Here is a 15,061-nt window from a genome sequence, read left to right as displayed (position 1 = left end):
GGCTCAACCCCCTTGGCTGAGCCGCACCCCGGGACGCAGGTTCTTGTAGACGACCTGATCGTTCCGGCAGAAATTCGCTCCAGGAGCCTCGACCATGATGATTTCCTGGGCGATCGGTTCGAAATCGGCGCGGAAATGGATGGTGCTCTTGACCGCGATGACAGCCTGTTCGCTTGGCTCGATGCCGACGGCGCGCAACAGGCCCTGATCGAGGCATTGGTAGCGGATGCTGCAGACCGCGACCTGGACATCCGACCTTTCGTCAAGGATGCGCAGGCGCGCCATGAGCCCGAGCGACACGGTGACGCCGCCGAGGATGGCGCCGTGACAAGTGAAGGTTCCGTTGGAAAGCGCTTCGACACGCACAGTTGCGGCGAAGGGTTCCGGATCGTAGCCGAAGCGGCCGCCAATCACGAGATCGATCTCGGCTCCAACGCCGGCATCGTGCGCCGCTTGTGCCGTTTCGGGGTCCCACAACAGCCCGAGCGCACTGTCACGTAAGCCGGCGTCGACCATGGCGCGCAACAATCCCACAGTATCGGATGTACCGCCGGCCCCTGGATTGTCCTGAACGTCGGCGAGCACGATCGGCGTGCCCTTGCGGCCATGCAAGGCCGCGTAGCCGGCTGCCGCCGCGGGGCTGACCATGGGGGCTTCGAACACAGACTCGGCCGCAAGCAGCCGACCGAAATGCTCGTCGGCGGCGGCCGTCACCGCGGCTTCCCCGGTTCCGTAAGCAACGATCGCCGGGCCACATTCGGCAATGTCGGCCGGCGGAAAGCCCATGGCGAGGTCGACATTCAGGACGCCACCGGCCGGCGTGCCCGGCAGGCCGGCGTAAAGGCCCCGGCAGGGTTCAAGATCAGTGCATTGTGCAGCGAGCGGCACAAGAAAAGGCGCTTTGCGAAATGCCTTGAGAAACGGTTTGCCGTGCTGGATCCGCTGCCGCAGGAGCGCATAGGTGCGCTGGCCGGTTTCCACCATGTCGATATGCGGATAGGTCCGGTACAGCGCGATCGCGTCCGACAGTTCGACCATCGCGGCGGTGACATTGGCGTGTAGGTCGAGGCTTGCGACGATCGGAAGATCGGGCCCGGTAATGGCCCGGATGCGGCGCAAGAGCTCGCCTTCACCATCCTCATGGGATTCGACGACCATCGCGCCATGCAGGTCGAGATAGACGGCGTCCAGTCCGCCGGCCTGCGCAATGCCCTCGCAGATCATCGTCGACATGCGGTCGAACGCGTCGTCGGTGACGAAGCCGCAGGGCTCCGCGGAGGCCCAGACGAGCGGCAGGAAGTCACACGTATCGCGCGCCGCGCGGATGAAGCCGCCAATCGGGATGGCCAGCGGCGAGAAGACATCGAGAATGGCATCGCCGGTCGTCATTTCGGGCCAGCCATCGGCACGAACGAAGTCGCCGTAAGACGCGCCGAATGGTGCGAACGTGTTGGTTTCGTGCTGCAATCCGGCGATGGCGATGCGCGGGCGCGCGGTCATGGCGAGTGATACCCTTCCGGTCGAGGTCAGTTGCGGATCGGACGGTATCGAATGCTTGTGCGCCGCACAATTTCGCTAGTCGGCGCAATTCGCTCGCTCACATTCGCTCAAACAAGCGAAGGGCCGCGGGAAGGCTGGAACAGGCAGTCAGTATTCCATGGCGCGCAGCACGGTGTCGTGCGCATCGACATGGTTGTCCAGCCGTTTGGCGATCTCGTCGCTGATCTCGCCGCTGCCGACCGGGTAAAGCCCGCAGGCCGAGATCATCCTGCGCAAATCGGGAGCGATGCCGCAATATTCATAGACGACGCGCGACGCGAAAGGCTGGCGTCCAGGCCCGCTTGATACCGAGACGAAGACACCGGACAGAATCCGCGGGGTCGGGGAATAGGATGGATAGAATGCCACCATCGACAGGGTTTGATGGATGCCGATGGTCTGGTGCAGCACATAGAGGCGATCATTCGTATGCAATACATCGCCATTGTATTTGTGCAGGGAACGCAGTTTTTTGTAAGGGTCGTTTCTGTCGACTATCCGCTCCAGTGTCTTGTCGAAGAAGAGCCCCTGCTTCTCATGGATGCGCGAAATGGATTTGAGAATCTGCCCCGGATAGGCAGGCGACAGATAATAGGAATGGTAGTAGCCCGCATAACGCTCGATCCTGCGGCGCGCATCGGGATTGGCTTCGTTTATCCGCTCCAGGAAAGATCCCAGCAGCAATTGACCCGAGGTGCCGTGACCGCCCGGCGCTTGGCGCCTCGACGATGTCGCCAAGCCGCTGCCGTAGCCGTCGATATCCAGATAGCCGCAGATGCGGACGAGATTGTTTGCCGAGGGAAACGAGGACCCCGACAGATATTTGTTGAATTGCTGGCGGTTTATTCCAAGATCGCGGCAGACCTTCGAGATCGATTTATGGCGTGCACAGGCTTCGCGAAGCCTCGCGGAGAAGAGATCCTGATTCTGCCAGATGTTCATCGATTTCTTCGGTTTGGTTCTGTTAGGTCTTGGTCGCCCTGTTCGATCTCTTGATGCTCATTCTCGCCATTCCGGCGCCTGCTTTCAATAGCGGATCCGACCCCTGGTCAGATGTGCCTCGCAGCGCTCACGGATCGCCCACATTCAGATCATAGCGCAGGTAATCCATGCGCTTGGCCACCTTGTCATAGAGGCGCTGGGCCGCATGGTTGTCCGACTGGGTCATCCAGAAGATCTTGAACCAGCCGGCATCCAGCCCGAGCTGACGAAGATGGGCGATCATCGCCTGGGCTATGCCCTGGCCGCGGCTCTCGGCAACCACATAGATGTCCTGCAGGTAGCAGGCGTCGCCATTGCTCCAGGTGAAGGGGAAGGCGAAGAAGAGGGTGAAGCCTGTGGGTACGTCTTGCGCGTCCACCGCGACAACGCAGCGAAGGCCTGAGGCGGGGTCCATGATCCGGCCCCAGTTGCACTCGCCCATGGCATGATTGCCGGGCTCGCCCGGCGCGAGCGAGACGAAGTCACGCCACATGTTCAGGAATGCCGCGCGATCTTCGGCCTGTGCGGGCCGCACGGATATGGCGCTGACGGTCATCATGTACCTTCCTGACTTTCCACGCGCGCCGAGCGCGCTTGCTCTGAACATGCCTGAGGCGCATCGCCAACAATATTGGCGGTCAGCACGCGTGCCGTTCCCGAAAGAACGACGTCGCCGTTGCCTCGTTGCAACTCGACAACCAGGTCCGCTGTCTGCCCACCGGTCCCTCCCGCCAGGACATCGATGGATCGGCAATGGGCGGTCAGCACGTCACCCGGCCACACGGGGCTGCGGAAGCGAACCGTATAGCGGCGGACGCTGCCAGGCCCGAACCACTTCGTCAGCGCGGAGGCCAACATTCCGGCGGACAGCATGCCGTGCGCCATGACGTCTGGCAGTCCGGCTTTCGCCGCGAACTCATGGTCGTGGTGCAGTGGATTGAAATCACCCGACGCGCCTGCATAGCGAACAAGGTCGCTGCGTGTCAGCGGGCCGTAGACGACGGGTTCGCGCGGCCGCAGCGTCACGCCTGCTCTCCTGACTTTTCGATCGCCGCTTTTTCGATCGTTGTCATGGTCTCGCGACAAACCAGATTGCCGGTTGCCGCGGACATGAACTCGACCTCGGTTGTTATCACCCGCATCGACCCGCCGCGGCGTCCCGTCTTGGTCTCGTCGCTCATCATGCGAGCACGACAGCGAAGCCGGTCGCCGGATCTCATCGGCTCGAAATATTCGTAATCCTGCCCGCCATGAACCGTTCGCGAGCGATCGAGGCCGAGCATGCTGGTGATCAGTCTCTCCACGAAATCCGCCGAGGCGACCACCGGAAAGGTCGGCGGAGCAATGTCGGCATTCTGCGAATGGACATCCTGTACCGCGCGCGCGAACTCGTGGACCTTGCCGGCCTCGACAACGAAATCCCATTCTTCCAGAATATCGCCGGCCACGATCATGTCATGCCCTCCCGCAAGGCGCTGTTGCGACGGGTGAGCAGCAAGAGCGCCGCCAGCGCCAGAATATTGAAGGCAATCAGCAGCGTCGCAACGGCCGTAATCGTTGGATTGATCTGTATGACCAATTCGTTGAACATTCGCTTCGGGATGGTCATGTGGGTTCCCGCGATGAATAGCGTCACCACCACCTCGTCGAAGCTCATGACGAAGGAGAATATCCACGCCGCCGCCGCCGAAGGCGCCATGTTCGGCAGCACGACCCGCGTCAGGATCTGAAGCTGCGAGGCGCCGAGCGTTGCCGCCACCTGCTCGATGCGGACATCGAAGCTCCTGAACGCCGCCTGCATGATCAGGACGACGTAAGGCACCGCCAGGATCGTATGGCCCAGCACGAGGCCGAAGAACGTGCCGAGCAGGCCGATCCGCGCGAAGAAGATGTAAAGCGAGACCGCCGTGATGATGGAGGGCAGGATCATCGGCGCCATGAAGTTCGCTTCGAGAAAGCGTTTGCCCCGGAAATCGCCGCGTACCAGGACATAGGCAGCGAGCGTTCCGCAGACGAGCGCTATGCTGCTGGAAAGCGTTGCGAGAACGAGCGAATTCGTACCCGCCTCGATCCAGACCGGATTGCCGAACAAGCTCTCGTACCAGCGCAGCGACAGCGCCGCCGGCGGAAACTCCAGTGATTTCGCGTCCGAAAAAGACATCGGGGCGACGATCAGCACCGGTAGGCAAAGGAACATCAGGACGGCCGATCCGACAACCCCAAGCCAGAGATCTGAGAAGGAAGTACGCTTCATACCTGACCTCGCTCGCGAAGCCATTGGTAGACGGCATAGAGCGAAAGCGTGATCGTCATCAGCACCACCGAGATCACCGCCGCGATTTCCCATTGCGCGAAGCGATTGATGAGCAGGTCCATCATGTTGGAGATCAATGGAAAACGACCGCCGCCGAGAACCGCCGGCGTGATGTAGAAGCCGAGGCTGAGAATGAAGATGAGAATGGCGGAAGCGGCAAGCGCCTGAAGCGTCTGCGGGAAGAAAATCTGCCAGAAGATCCGCGTGCGGCTTGCTCCGAGCGTTTCGGCCACCTGCATGAGCCGCCCGTCGACCTTGATCATCGCCGCATAGAGCGGCAGGACGAGGAAAGGCAGCAGCACGTTCGCCATGCCGATCAGGATGCCGATCTCATTGTAGAGGAATTCGACGGGGCGGGTGGTCAGCCCGAGACTGAGCAACGTCTTGTTGACGAGCCCTCCATTGCCGAGGATCACGATCCAGGCATAGGTGCGCACCAGGATCGAGACCCAGAAGGTCATGACGACGATGCCGAGCACAAGCATGCGCAGGCGAGGCCGGAGCCTGGTTGTCCAATAGGCGAGGGGATAGCCGAGCAGTACCGTGACGATCGTTACCTCGAGCGCCACGACGAGCGTGCGCCAGATGACGTGGGAATAGACGTTCGACTGCGCGAAATCACTATAGAACCGGGTGGTCAGCGTGCCGGTCTTCGAATCGTCGATGCTCCAGTAGGCGGTGTTCAGCAACGGAAGATCGAAGACCGCCAGGATGAGCAGCGCCATCGGCGCCAGGAGTACGACGAGATCGAGTTTCGAGCGGAAAAACGAGCGCAAGGGCGCGGCGACCTTTCGGGTCGTCGCGTCCTCGAGGGCGATCGAAGCATCGGACATGGATGACTTCGCGGCGGTCTTCGTCACTGCGCCAACTTGAATTCGTTCCAGCGCTTCTCGACCTCGGCGGCGTGGTCGAACCACCACTGGCCATTGATCAGCCACTGGACCTTCTTGTTCTCGGCTGATGTCGGGAAGGTCTTGAGCACTTCAGGTGTCACGATCTTCTCGAGCTGCGGGCTTGGACCGGGATAAGGCAAGAAGTCGAGTATGCACTTCTGCACCTCGGCGTTGCTCTGCAACTTCATCCAGGCATAGAGCATGTCGCGCTGTTCTTCCGAAATGCCCTTGGCCACCATCCACCACGAGATGTCCAGCATGCCTTGATTGTAGGTCGACTCCACGCCTTCCTGACCGAGCACGCGGCCCGACCATGCGATTGCGTACTGGACCTCGTTGTCCTTCAGCAACTGGGCTGGCTGAGCGCCCGACTGCCACCAGATCGTATCCTTCTTGATCCGCTCCAGGGTCTTGAAGGCGCGATCGAGGTCGACACCCTTTTGCACGTCCTCGGGCGTCATGCCATCGCCCATGGCCGCAAAGGCAAGAACGAATTCGGGATAGTCCGGCAGCGCCCGCTTGCCGGGGAATTTTTCCGTGTCGAAGAAGTCGACGAAGTTCTGCGGTGCCTTGGCGTCCTTGCGCCAGGCCATGATCGTTGAGTAGTAGCTGGCCCCGAAGCCGTTGGCATTCTTCGCTTCGTCGAACATGGGCTCGGGATTGAGCTTCGCCCAGTCGATCGGCTCGAGCAGGCCCTCGGCGGCCAGCCGATACATGTCGCCGGTCGAGCCGTCGGTCACCGTGTTGGTGATGACGCCGGATTTCGCCTGTGCGGCGATCTTTGCATAGCCGCCGGGAGTCTCGGTGATCACCTTGATGCTGGCGTCCTTGAGAAGCGGGCCGTTGACGCATTTGTCGAGCGCGTCGCCATACTCGCCGCCCGAATTCATGATGTGAAGTTCCCTGGTCTGCGCCATGGACTGCGTCGAGGTGATCAACGCGATGGCACAAACAAGTGAGATGTTCCCCAATAATTTTTTCATTTTCATCACCTTTGTTCCGTTTGGATCGACAGAGATGGAATGAGATCGAGCCGCTCTGTCACGGCGACTTCTATTGCGCTGCGACACCTCCCGTGCCTTCAGGCAATATCCAGACGCTCGCCGGATCCCATGAGAGCCACACCTTGGACCCTTCGGGCTTCGGTCCGCGCGAACCCGCCAGGCTTGCCTTCATGCGGCGCCCATTATCGAGTTCGACATCGTAACGGACGGTCTCGCCGAGGAAGACGACGTCCCTGACCGTACCGTTGACGAAACCGCTGTCATTGTCGGCGCGGATGTCTTCAGGACGGATCATGCCGCAGACGCGATCCCGCACCCGTCCGGCCGGCGCATCGCACGGGAAGAGGCTGCCGTCGTCGCCGACAATCTCGTTGTCCGCCCGCAACCGGCCTTCGAGGAAGTTCGCCATGCCTAAAAAGCCCGCGGTGAAACGCGTTGTCGGCCGATGATAGATTTCGCTGGGCGTTCCGGTCTGCTCGACCCGGCCGTTGGCAAGCAGGACGACGCGATCCGACATCGACAGCGCCTCTTCCTGGTCATGCGTCACCATGATGGTCGTGATGCCGAGACTGCGCTGCAGGTCGCGGATTTCGGATCGGACCTCTTCGCGCAGCTTGCGGTCGAGGGCGGCCAGCGGCTCGTCCAGCAGCAGGATGTCCGGCCGGAACACGACCGCGCGGGCGAGCGCCGCCCGCTGCTGCTGGCCGCCCGACAATTGGTGCGGCTTTCGCCATCCGAAATCCGTCAGCCGGACAAGCCGCAGCGCGTCAGCGACGCGGTCGCGGAGCTCGGAGGTCCCCACGCCGCGCACGCGCAAAGGAAAGGCGACATTGTCGAAGATCGTCATGTGGGGGAAGAGCGCATAGCTTTGGAACACAAGGCCGATGTTGCGCTGCGCCGGGGCCACGAAGGTGATCTCGCGGTCGCCGATCTCGATACGGCCCGACGTCGGGACCGAAATCCCCGCCATCAGCGACAGCATCGTCGTCTTGCCGGAACCGCTAGGCCCGAGGATCGTCGTGAACTCGCCGGAATTCACCGTGACCGAAACATCGTCGATGGCCCTGACTAGGCCATATGATTTCGTGACGTTGGAGAATCGGACGAGGGTCATCTTGCCTTGGATTTCAGGTTCGGTTGCGGCGGATCACTGTTCAATGCCTCATGCGACAAGCGGCCAGACGGCTCGTTGTGCGATGCCGGCGCGCTTGGCCACACGCTCGGCGGAGTGTCTTGCCAGCCTGTAGATCTCGATTTCGTCGAGCTTCACCAGCCGCCCATGACGCACGATCATCTCGCCGTTGCAGACGACTGTGTCGACCGCCTTGGTTCGCGAAATGAGCACGAGCTGGCGCACAACGTCGACGTTGGGTTGGGCGTCCGGCAGATCGTTGCTGCGCACGACGACATCGGCTTTTTTTCCGACCTCAATGCTGCCGAGTTGTGAAGGCAGTCCGAGCGCGCGCGCGCCGCCAAGCGTGAACATTTCCAGGATCGACTGCGACGGCAGATACTCACCCCATTCGCGGCTGACGAGATAGGCGATGAAACCGAGATCGCCGAACGCCCATGCCTTTGCAATGTCGGTTCCGAAGGCGATCGAGGTGCCCGACTTGTGCAGGCTCGGGAAGCGGCTTCGACCGGTCTGCGAGATGCCGTAATACATGAAATTGCCAGGATGCCAGACCAGCCCCATGCCGGTCGCCGATATCGCGTCGACTTCGCTCGGCTCCAGAATGTTCATATGTGTGAAGAAGCTGTTGGGGCCGATCAGGCCCTTTTCGGCGAAATGGACCAGAGCCGGTTTGCCGAAGCGTGCCTTGTCGTAGTCGGCATCCGCCACCATCAGATTCTGGTGCTGGTGAAAGACCGCGCCGCTGCGATCGGTGAGCGCTTTCGCCGCCTGCATCAATTCCTCGGAGGCGCTGCCGCAGCCGTACAAGGCGACGTGGCCGCGCGCCAAACCGTCCTCGTCCGTGTTGCGCTTCAATTGGCCACCCAGTCCCTCGCGCGCCCTTTTCGCATCGCATGGCGCGCGGGGAATATCGGCCGCCATCGGCTCGCCGCCGACGATGTCCCACAGCATGCAGTCGGAAACCGAGCAGCGGATGCCGACGGCCTGCGCACCCTCGACGATGGCGTCCGGTGAATAGCTTGTTGCGGCATCGACGAAGCCGGTGAAGCCGTTGCGCGCCATTTCGGCGGCGGCCATCAGGGCGCTGGCATATTCGTCTTCGTCCTCGACGGCGTTCATCCAGCGTGTGAACACGCCGGTCCCGGCGCCGCCTTCCTCCCTCGGTGGATTGGGATTGTCGGTGATCGAACCGCGGCTGAGATGCAGGCCCGCGTGATAGTGTCCGTCGATGAAGCCCGGATGCACCACGCCGCCGGCCGCGTCTATCTTGCGGCTGGAGGTCCATTCGGTCTCGATCTTGTTGGTCGTGCCGACCGCGACAATCCTGTTTCCCACGATCGCGACCGCGCCATCGGGATAGACCGTTCGCTGCTTGTCCATGGTCAGGATATAACCGTGGGTGATCAGCAGGTCGCAGGGCTGCGGGGCGCCGGGTTCGGGAGGTGTCGTCATATCTGCACCTTCCCGGTCTCCCGGTCCCACGACCCGACACGCAGGTCCGGCTTTTCCTTGAGCAGCGACTGTTTGTGAACGCGCATCGATGGGGTTCGTTCGAAGTCGGTGTCGCGAATCTCGATGAAGCGCGGGATCTTGAAGGCCGCCAGATTGGCCCGGCAGAACTCGACGATCGTCTCGGGAGACAGGTCATCGCCCGGCCTCACCTGAACGTATGCCTTTACCTCCTCGCCGCGAAGCTCGTCGGGCACGGGTACGACCGCCGCGTCTATGATCTGGGGGTGGGAGCGCAGGACGCCTTCCAGTTCGGCCGCGGAAATGTTCTCGCCAGAGCGGCGAATGATCTCCTTCTTGCGGCCGACGAAGTAGAGCAGCCCGCGCTCGTCGCGGCGCGCCACATCCCCCGAATGATACCAGCCGCCACGATTGGCCTCGGCAGTGGTCTCCGGCCGGTTGAGATAGCCGGCATAGAGATCCGGTCCACCGATCAGGCATTCGCCGGCGTCGCCTTCGGCAACGTCATTGTCCTCGTCGTCGACGAGCCGGATCGTCACGCCCGGCGGCTCGACGCCCATCGTGCCGGTGCCGACGAGTTCGTCCGCCATGTGGTCGGGCACGCGGCTCATCACGCCACCCTCGGTGCTGCCGTACTGGTTGTGCCAGTGGAAGCCATAGCGCTTCACCATTTCGGCATGGAGCTCCTTGGGCAGGCCGGCATGGATGGCGAGCCGAATGCGGTGGTCCAGCTCGGCCGGTCCGGGCTCACCCTTCATCAGCAACGCGGGAATGGATGCGATGGACAGGATTTCGGTGGCGTCATAAGTCGTCACCACGTCCCAGAAGCGCGATACGGAAAAGCGGCGCATCGCGACCATCGTGCCGCGCGAGGCGAGCGAGGTGAGAAGCTGGATCGCGGGATCCGCGTAATAGAACGGCAGGCAGCAGAGCTGCCGGTCCTGCCAGCCGCGCCGGAAAAGTCGAAGGTCGACATCGATGACGCGCAGCCACCAGCCGTGATGCAGCATGCAACCTTTCGGCGCGCCGGTCGTGCCGGATGTATAGTAGACCGTGATGATGTCTTCGCGCTTGCATTCGACCGTGGCGAAATCCAGGGGCTCGGCCGCGTTTTCATACGCTGCAAGGCCGTCCGGTTCGTCGCCTTCGACCAACACGATGTGGCGCAGTGCCGGCGAATTGCCGCGCACGGCCTCCATGATCGGCAGTTGCGGCTTGCCGACGATCGCCACCGTCGGCGCGGCGTCCGTCACGATGTGGCCCGCATCGTATTGCATCGCGGTTGGCGCGATCGACACCATGGTGCAGCGGTTGGCTATAATGCCGAACAGCGCGATCATGAATTCGAGCCGGTTGTCGAGCATGATGACGACGCGGTCGCCAGCCTTGACATGCGGTTTCAGATATCCGGCAAATCGTTGGCAGCGGTCGAGAAATTCTCGCCGGGTCATGATCGGTCCGCCATCGATGATGATCGCGGGACGCTCGGGATCTTCAAGGCAGCCCTTTGAGACGATCTCGATGACCGTCTGATGGGGAACGCCGCTCCACTCCGGTGCGACGTTCTCGTGCCCGATCCAGGTCGATGGTCGCGGCGGAATGTTGGAGACGCCGAGTTCCATGCGCGCTGCTTGTGTGGCGATCGGGCCGCTCATGAAGACACCTGTGCGTAGCCGTTCTTGATCACGATGTTGCCGGCGGAGTCCGAAGCCTCAAAGCCGACAAGCCCGTCCTGTCCGGCCCAGTGGTCGACGGTGATCGATTGGCCGGGCGTCAGGAAAAGCGGATGGGCGAAGCGGCAGCCGAGCCGCTTCAGCCTCGGCGTCTGCCCGCCACAATGGTCGTCGACGACAGCGCGGGCGGCGAAGGACAAGGTGCACATTCCGTGCACGATCGGTGCCGGAAATCCAGCCTTGGCCGCGACGGCCGGATCGATCGTGTAGGCGGAATAATCACGCGCCGCATCGGCGTAGCGGCGGGTCTGGTCGGGCGTCAGGCCGTATTGCACCGAGGCCCCTTGCGTCTTTGCGATCACCGGTCGCGCAGGTGGCGTCTCGCCATGTGCCGCATCGGAAGGTTCTCCGCGGACAAGGCAGGTGCTGTACTGGGTGCAGACCGCCTTGCCGTCGTGCGTCACGGTTTCGGAACGAATGACGAAGGTGGTGCCGGCACGGGTGCCGCGCACGCTCGTCAGCGTCGAGGCGGTGAGCAGCCGCAGTCCGGGCACGATCGGCGCATGAAAGAAGAAATCGTGCTCGCCATGCAGGACGAAGTCGCCGGTCAGCTTGTCCAGCACCTCGACCATGCTTTGCATGACGGGCACATGGGAGAAAACGGGCGGCGCGAATTCACCTGCCAGATGGCGCGGGTTTTCGTCATCGACCGAGCGTGCGAACTGCGCCAGCCTGTGGCTGCTGGTGCGGAACTCCTCGGAGTCACGTGACATGCCTATGGGCGGTGCCTTGGTCTTGACGTGCCCTGGGGAGCCTGAATTCATAACGGGAGTCCTTCGACGAAATCACCCAGTTGCGGAAGCTTGGGTAGTCTGTGGTTCAACGCCTTCTCGACATCCTCGATCTGCCAGCGCCCATCCGTGCGCAGATCGATCTCGATGGCGCTTGGCGCAATCACCTCGATGCGATTGCCATAGGCCTGGAAAACCTGTCCGGTCGCTGGACAGTCTTCCAGCGCAAGCCAGCAGATCAGTGGCGAAACATTGTCAGGCGAAAAGACGTCGAACACGCCGTCTGGCGGCGCTTGCAGCGACGTCTCGATGCGCGTGCGGGCCGAAGGGGAAACGGCGTTGGAGCGCACGCCGTATTTGATGCCTTCGAGCGCAAGCGTGCGCGACAGTCCGATCACCGCGAGCTTCGCCGACGCATAGTTTGCCTGGCCGAAACTCCCGACCAGCCCGGCGAGCGAGGTCGTGTGAACGATCGACGCGGCGACCTGTCTGCCGGCCTTGGTCTCGTTGCGCCAATATTCCATGGCGTGGCGCGCCGGCGCCGCATGGCCCTTGAGATGGACACGGATGACTGCGTCCCATTCGTCTTCGGACATGTTCGCGAACAGACGGTCGCGCAGGATACCGGCATTGTTTACCAGGATGTCGAGCCCGCCGAATATCTCGACGGCCATCCCGATCAGCGCCTGGGCCTCGCTCCAGTCCGCGACGTCGTGGCCGCTCACCATCGCCTTACCGCCGTCCGCGATGATCTCGGCGACCACCGCGTTGGCGGGGGATACGTCGCGCCCTTGCCCGTGGAGGTCGGCACCGAGATCGTTGACGATAACCGCTGCTCCGTGCCTGGCCAGCGCAAGCGCATAGGAGCGGCCAAGACCCCGACCCCCGCCAGTCACCACCGCGATTCGTCCTTCAAGCCGGCGCTTCGTCATTACGACAGCCTGTCCGATGATGCCGCGACCACCGCGCGTTCGCAGAAAAAAGGTGCCATCTGATCGCGCACGTCCACCTCGCTTGTCGTCTGCAAAGGTCGCTCCGGCGCCTGACCAACTGAATGGTCCGGCACTCACCCTCCCGCAGCCCTTGTCACGTCCAATGTTTGACAACAGACATCAAAATGAATATGAGGTCAATATCATTTTTATCGACAAATCTCTGCCCCGAGTCTGATCGCGGAAGAGTGAAAGTCGTGGCAGGGATGGCGACAGATGGCACCTCGCACCGCAGCTTCTTCGCCGCGTCCCGCATTCGCTCGGTGGGTTTCCCAAAGCAACAGCATCACCCAGCAATTCATGGCGATGGGGATCCAGCCGGATTTCATCAGCATGGCCGGCGGCTTGCCGGCCGCCGAGTTCTATCCGGCCGCAGCGATTGCCGAGGCGAGCGAAAAGGCCATGGCACGCTCGGGCTCCATGGCGCTGGAATATGGTCCGATCGAAGGGTTTCCGGCGCTGCGCCAGCATATCGCCGAGCGCATCAGCCGCGAGGCGGGCCGCACCTTCACGATCGAGAACGTGCTTCTGACGACCGGCGCCATGCAGGGGCTCGATCTTCTCGGTAAGGTACTAATCGATCCGGGCGACCGGGTCGTTGCGCAATTCCCGACCTATGTCGGTGCGCTCGATGCCTGGCGCCCGCGGCTTCCCGTCTACGAGCCACTCGATTGGTCTGCGCCGGGAGGGACCGGTGTCGATGCGCTGCGCCTGGCGAAGTTCATCTATACCGTGCCGAATTATTCTAACCCTACCGGTGCCCTGGTATCAACGGCGGCGCGACAGGCCCTGCTGGAAAAGGCGATGCAGGCGGGGATCTGGCTCGTCGAGGACGATCCTTACCTGCCGCTGCAATTTGACGGCGCAGCCGGACCGAGCATCCTTGCGCTGCATGGGCGGATGGAGCGCGACGGACCTTACGAGGGGCCTGTCGTGTATCTCGGAACGCTGTCGAAAAGCATCGTGCCGGGACTGCGTGTCGGCTGGACGATTGCGTCGCGCGACATGATTCAGGCGCTGACGCTCGCCAAGCAATCGTCCGACATCAGCAGTTCGATGCTGACGCAGGCGATCGCGCTGGAACTTCTGGAATCCGGTTTCGAGACCCATCACGTGCCGTCGATCGTGCGCCACTACAGACAGCGGCGCGAAGCGCTTTGCGCGGCGGCGAATGCCGAGCTTGGCGAGTGGTTCGAATGGGACATGCCTCCCGGCGGCATGTTCGTGTGGATGTGCGGGCGCCATGGGGCGATCGACACCGACGCCCTCTATGGTTTTGCACTGGACGCCAAGGTGGCGTTCGTGCCGGGCAGCGTCTTCGATCCGGCGGCGAAACTCCGATCGGCGATGCGCGTGAACTTCACCAGAAGTGCGCCGGCGGTGCTCGAGGAAGGCGTTTCACGGCTTGCGGCAGCGGTCAAACGCTACCTGGTGTCAAACCACTGACCGTGACTGGACAAACAGGCGTTCGTCCGGCGAACGATCAGCGCCCGGGCGGATCCTTGCAATAGACCGCCCGGTACCAGAGCGTCGACAGCATGAGCGCGAGGTCTTCGTCACCGGAGAGGCCTTCCTGGTCGAAGAGCGAGTCCCGGCTGACAATCACCGCATAGAGGTAGTGGAAGACCATTCCCTCCAGCGCATGCGCCACCGCGACCGCCGATCCCGGCATGTCTTCCTTGTAGTTGCCGCGTCGCGAGATCGACCGGGCGAGATTTTCGATCCACGTCTGGTGCCGCGGCCGCCACAATTGGCGGAATTCCGGCAATTGGCTCTGCAACTGCAGATGACACTGCATAAGCCCCGCATTCACGCGATAGGCGGCCACAAAGAACCTGTTGGTGTTCAAGATCGCGTCGAACTCGCCGGTGCCGCGTCCGACCTGGCGTGCGCGATCATACAAATGCTCGACGAAGTCCAGCACCACCTCGATGGCGATCTCGTTCTTGTCGCGGTAATAGACATAGAAGGTTCCCAATGCCACGTCGGCATAAGTGCAGATGTCCGAGACCTTCACGTCCTGATAGCCGATCTCCTCGAGCGCCTGCGCCGCGGCAATCTTCAATCGATACTTGGTCCTGTCGCCTTTCGATGCGAAAGACCGCGAGGTCATCCCTACGGCCAGATGCTCGGCATACTTCTCGGCCTTGCTGCCGTTACCGGCCGGCGCCGCCTTTTGTTGCGCCTTCACTGCCATGCGATCATCCTCTGCCCGGTGGTGTTGCGCCAGCGTGTCCGTTTATCATTATTCGGCGCTGGTGTGGTGGAT

The 15,061-nt window shown here is 62.2% G+C and carries 15 protein-coding genes; 1 reads left to right on the top strand and 14 read right to left on the bottom strand.

Features of this window, described 5'->3' with window-relative positions:
* Nucleotides 1-3: 3 nt before the first annotated feature.
* From FJ977_RS22765 to FJ977_RS22705, 13 genes are all read right to left on the bottom strand, one after another.
* Nucleotides 4-1,500 (bottom strand): M81 family metallopeptidase, encoded by a 1,497-nt coding sequence (locus FJ977_RS22765; RefSeq protein ID WP_140774423.1) that lies wholly within the window; start codon nucleotides 1,498-1,500, stop codon nucleotides 4-6.
* Between the two features lie 147 nt (nucleotides 1,501-1,647).
* Nucleotides 1,648-2,481: a helix-turn-helix transcriptional regulator gene (locus tag FJ977_RS22760; RefSeq protein ID WP_140774422.1), complete on the bottom strand. Its 834-nt coding sequence runs from the start codon at nucleotides 2,479-2,481 to the stop codon at nucleotides 1,648-1,650.
* A 127-nt stretch (nucleotides 2,482-2,608) separates the two neighbouring features.
* Nucleotides 2,609-3,079: a GNAT family N-acetyltransferase gene (locus FJ977_RS22755; protein WP_181180031.1), complete on the bottom strand. Its 471-nt coding sequence runs from the start codon at nucleotides 3,077-3,079 to the stop codon at nucleotides 2,609-2,611.
* Nucleotides 3,076-3,546 carry a MaoC/PaaZ C-terminal domain-containing protein gene (locus FJ977_RS22750; RefSeq protein ID WP_140774420.1) on the bottom strand — a complete coding sequence of 157 codons (471 nt, stop codon included), beginning with the start codon at nucleotides 3,544-3,546 and terminating at the stop codon, nucleotides 3,076-3,078. The genes FJ977_RS22755 and FJ977_RS22750 overlap by 4 nt, the downstream gene beginning before the upstream one ends.
* On the bottom strand, nucleotides 3,543-3,974 hold the full coding sequence (locus tag FJ977_RS22745) for a MaoC family dehydratase N-terminal domain-containing protein (RefSeq protein ID WP_140774419.1): 432 nt from the start codon (nucleotides 3,972-3,974) through the stop codon (nucleotides 3,543-3,545). The genes FJ977_RS22750 and FJ977_RS22745 overlap by 4 nt, the downstream gene beginning before the upstream one ends.
* The gene (locus FJ977_RS22740) at nucleotides 3,971-4,774 is read right to left on the bottom strand and encodes an ABC transporter permease (protein WP_181180030.1); all 804 of its coding nucleotides are present in this window, start codon (nucleotides 4,772-4,774) and stop codon (nucleotides 3,971-3,973) included. Before FJ977_RS22740 ends, FJ977_RS22745 begins: the two co-directional genes overlap by 4 nt.
* On the bottom strand, nucleotides 4,771-5,667 hold the full coding sequence (locus FJ977_RS22735) for an ABC transporter permease (RefSeq protein ID WP_140774417.1): 897 nt from the start codon (nucleotides 5,665-5,667) through the stop codon (nucleotides 4,771-4,773). Before FJ977_RS22735 ends, FJ977_RS22740 begins: the two co-directional genes overlap by 4 nt.
* Nucleotides 5,668-5,690: 23 nt before the next feature.
* Nucleotides 5,691-6,710, bottom strand: a complete 1,020-nt coding sequence (locus FJ977_RS22730) for an extracellular solute-binding protein (protein WP_181180029.1) — start codon at nucleotides 6,708-6,710, stop codon at nucleotides 5,691-5,693.
* 70 nt (nucleotides 6,711-6,780) lie between these two features.
* Nucleotides 6,781-7,845, bottom strand: a complete 1,065-nt coding sequence (locus FJ977_RS22725) for an ABC transporter ATP-binding protein (protein WP_140774415.1) — start codon at nucleotides 7,843-7,845, stop codon at nucleotides 6,781-6,783.
* Between the two features lie 48 nt (nucleotides 7,846-7,893).
* Nucleotides 7,894-9,318, bottom strand: coding sequence for an amidohydrolase family protein (locus tag FJ977_RS22720; protein WP_140774414.1), 1,425 nt, complete (start codon nucleotides 9,316-9,318; stop codon nucleotides 7,894-7,896).
* Nucleotides 9,315-10,991, bottom strand: coding sequence for an AMP-binding protein (locus tag FJ977_RS22715; protein ID WP_140774413.1), 1,677 nt, complete (start codon nucleotides 10,989-10,991; stop codon nucleotides 9,315-9,317). Before FJ977_RS22715 ends, FJ977_RS22720 begins: the two co-directional genes overlap by 4 nt.
* Nucleotides 10,988-11,782: a MaoC/PaaZ C-terminal domain-containing protein gene (locus tag FJ977_RS22710; protein ID WP_181180028.1), complete on the bottom strand. Its 795-nt coding sequence runs from the start codon at nucleotides 11,780-11,782 to the stop codon at nucleotides 10,988-10,990. Before FJ977_RS22710 ends, FJ977_RS22715 begins: the two co-directional genes overlap by 4 nt.
* 47 nt (nucleotides 11,783-11,829) lie before the next feature.
* A complete protein-coding gene (locus tag FJ977_RS22705; protein ID WP_140774411.1) occupies nucleotides 11,830-12,732 on the bottom strand; it encodes an SDR family NAD(P)-dependent oxidoreductase in 903 nt (300 codons plus the stop codon).
* A gap of 276 nt (nucleotides 12,733-13,008) precedes the next feature.
* Here FJ977_RS22705 and FJ977_RS22700 point away from each other — a divergent pair, with 276 nt between their 5' ends.
* The gene (locus tag FJ977_RS22700) at nucleotides 13,009-14,238 is read left to right on the top strand and encodes a PLP-dependent aminotransferase family protein (protein WP_140774410.1); all 1,230 of its coding nucleotides are present in this window, start codon (nucleotides 13,009-13,011) and stop codon (nucleotides 14,236-14,238) included.
* A 37-nt stretch (nucleotides 14,239-14,275) separates the two neighbouring features.
* Here FJ977_RS22700 and FJ977_RS22695 read toward each other — a convergent pair whose 3' ends face one another.
* The gene (locus FJ977_RS22695) at nucleotides 14,276-14,989 is read right to left on the bottom strand and encodes a TetR/AcrR family transcriptional regulator (RefSeq protein WP_140774409.1); all 714 of its coding nucleotides are present in this window, start codon (nucleotides 14,987-14,989) and stop codon (nucleotides 14,276-14,278) included.
* Nucleotides 14,990-15,061 lie beyond the last annotated feature (72 nt).

The organism is Mesorhizobium sp. B2-1-3A, from assembly GCF_006442655.1.
GTDB lineage: Bacteria > Pseudomonadota > Alphaproteobacteria > Rhizobiales > Rhizobiaceae > Mesorhizobium.
This window is presented reverse-complemented; position numbering and strand designations above follow the sequence as displayed.

Excerpts from the sequence above, each read along its gene's own strand:
- FJ977_RS22765 (WP_140774423.1), bottom strand. The coding sequence starts at position 1,500 with ATGACCGCGCGCCCGCGCATCGCCATCGCCGGATTGCAGCACGAAACC.
- FJ977_RS22760 (WP_140774422.1), bottom strand. The coding sequence starts at position 2,481 with ATGAACATCTGGCAGAATCAGGATCTCTTCTCCGCGAGGCTTCGCGAA.
- FJ977_RS22755 (WP_181180031.1), bottom strand. The coding sequence starts at position 3,079 with ATGATGACCGTCAGCGCCATATCCGTGCGGCCCGCACAGGCCGAAGAT.
- FJ977_RS22745 (WP_140774419.1), bottom strand. The coding sequence starts at position 3,974 with ATGATCGTGGCCGGCGATATTCTGGAAGAATGGGATTTCGTTGTCGAG.
- FJ977_RS22740 (WP_181180030.1), bottom strand. The coding sequence starts at position 4,774 with ATGAAGCGTACTTCCTTCTCAGATCTCTGGCTTGGGGTTGTCGGATCG.
- FJ977_RS22735 (WP_140774417.1), bottom strand. The coding sequence starts at position 5,667 with ATGTCCGATGCTTCGATCGCCCTCGAGGACGCGACGACCCGAAAGGTC.
- FJ977_RS22730 (WP_181180029.1), bottom strand. The coding sequence starts at position 6,710 with ATGAAAAAATTATTGGGGAACATCTCACTTGTTTGTGCCATCGCGTTG.
- FJ977_RS22725 (WP_140774415.1), bottom strand. The coding sequence starts at position 7,845 with ATGACCCTCGTCCGATTCTCCAACGTCACGAAATCATATGGCCTAGTC.
- FJ977_RS22720 (WP_140774414.1), bottom strand. The coding sequence starts at position 9,318 with ATGACGACACCTCCCGAACCCGGCGCCCCGCAGCCCTGCGACCTGCTG.
- FJ977_RS22715 (WP_140774413.1), bottom strand. The coding sequence starts at position 10,991 with ATGAGCGGCCCGATCGCCACACAAGCAGCGCGCATGGAACTCGGCGTC.
- FJ977_RS22710 (WP_181180028.1), bottom strand. The coding sequence starts at position 11,782 with ATGTCACGTGACTCCGAGGAGTTCCGCACCAGCAGCCACAGGCTGGCG.
- FJ977_RS22705 (WP_140774411.1), bottom strand. The coding sequence starts at position 12,732 with ATGACGAAGCGCCGGCTTGAAGGACGAATCGCGGTGGTGACTGGCGGG.
- FJ977_RS22700 (WP_140774410.1), top strand. The coding sequence starts at position 13,009 with ATGGCACCTCGCACCGCAGCTTCTTCGCCGCGTCCCGCATTCGCTCGG.
- FJ977_RS22695 (WP_140774409.1), bottom strand. The coding sequence starts at position 14,989 with ATGGCAGTGAAGGCGCAACAAAAGGCGGCGCCGGCCGGTAACGGCAGC.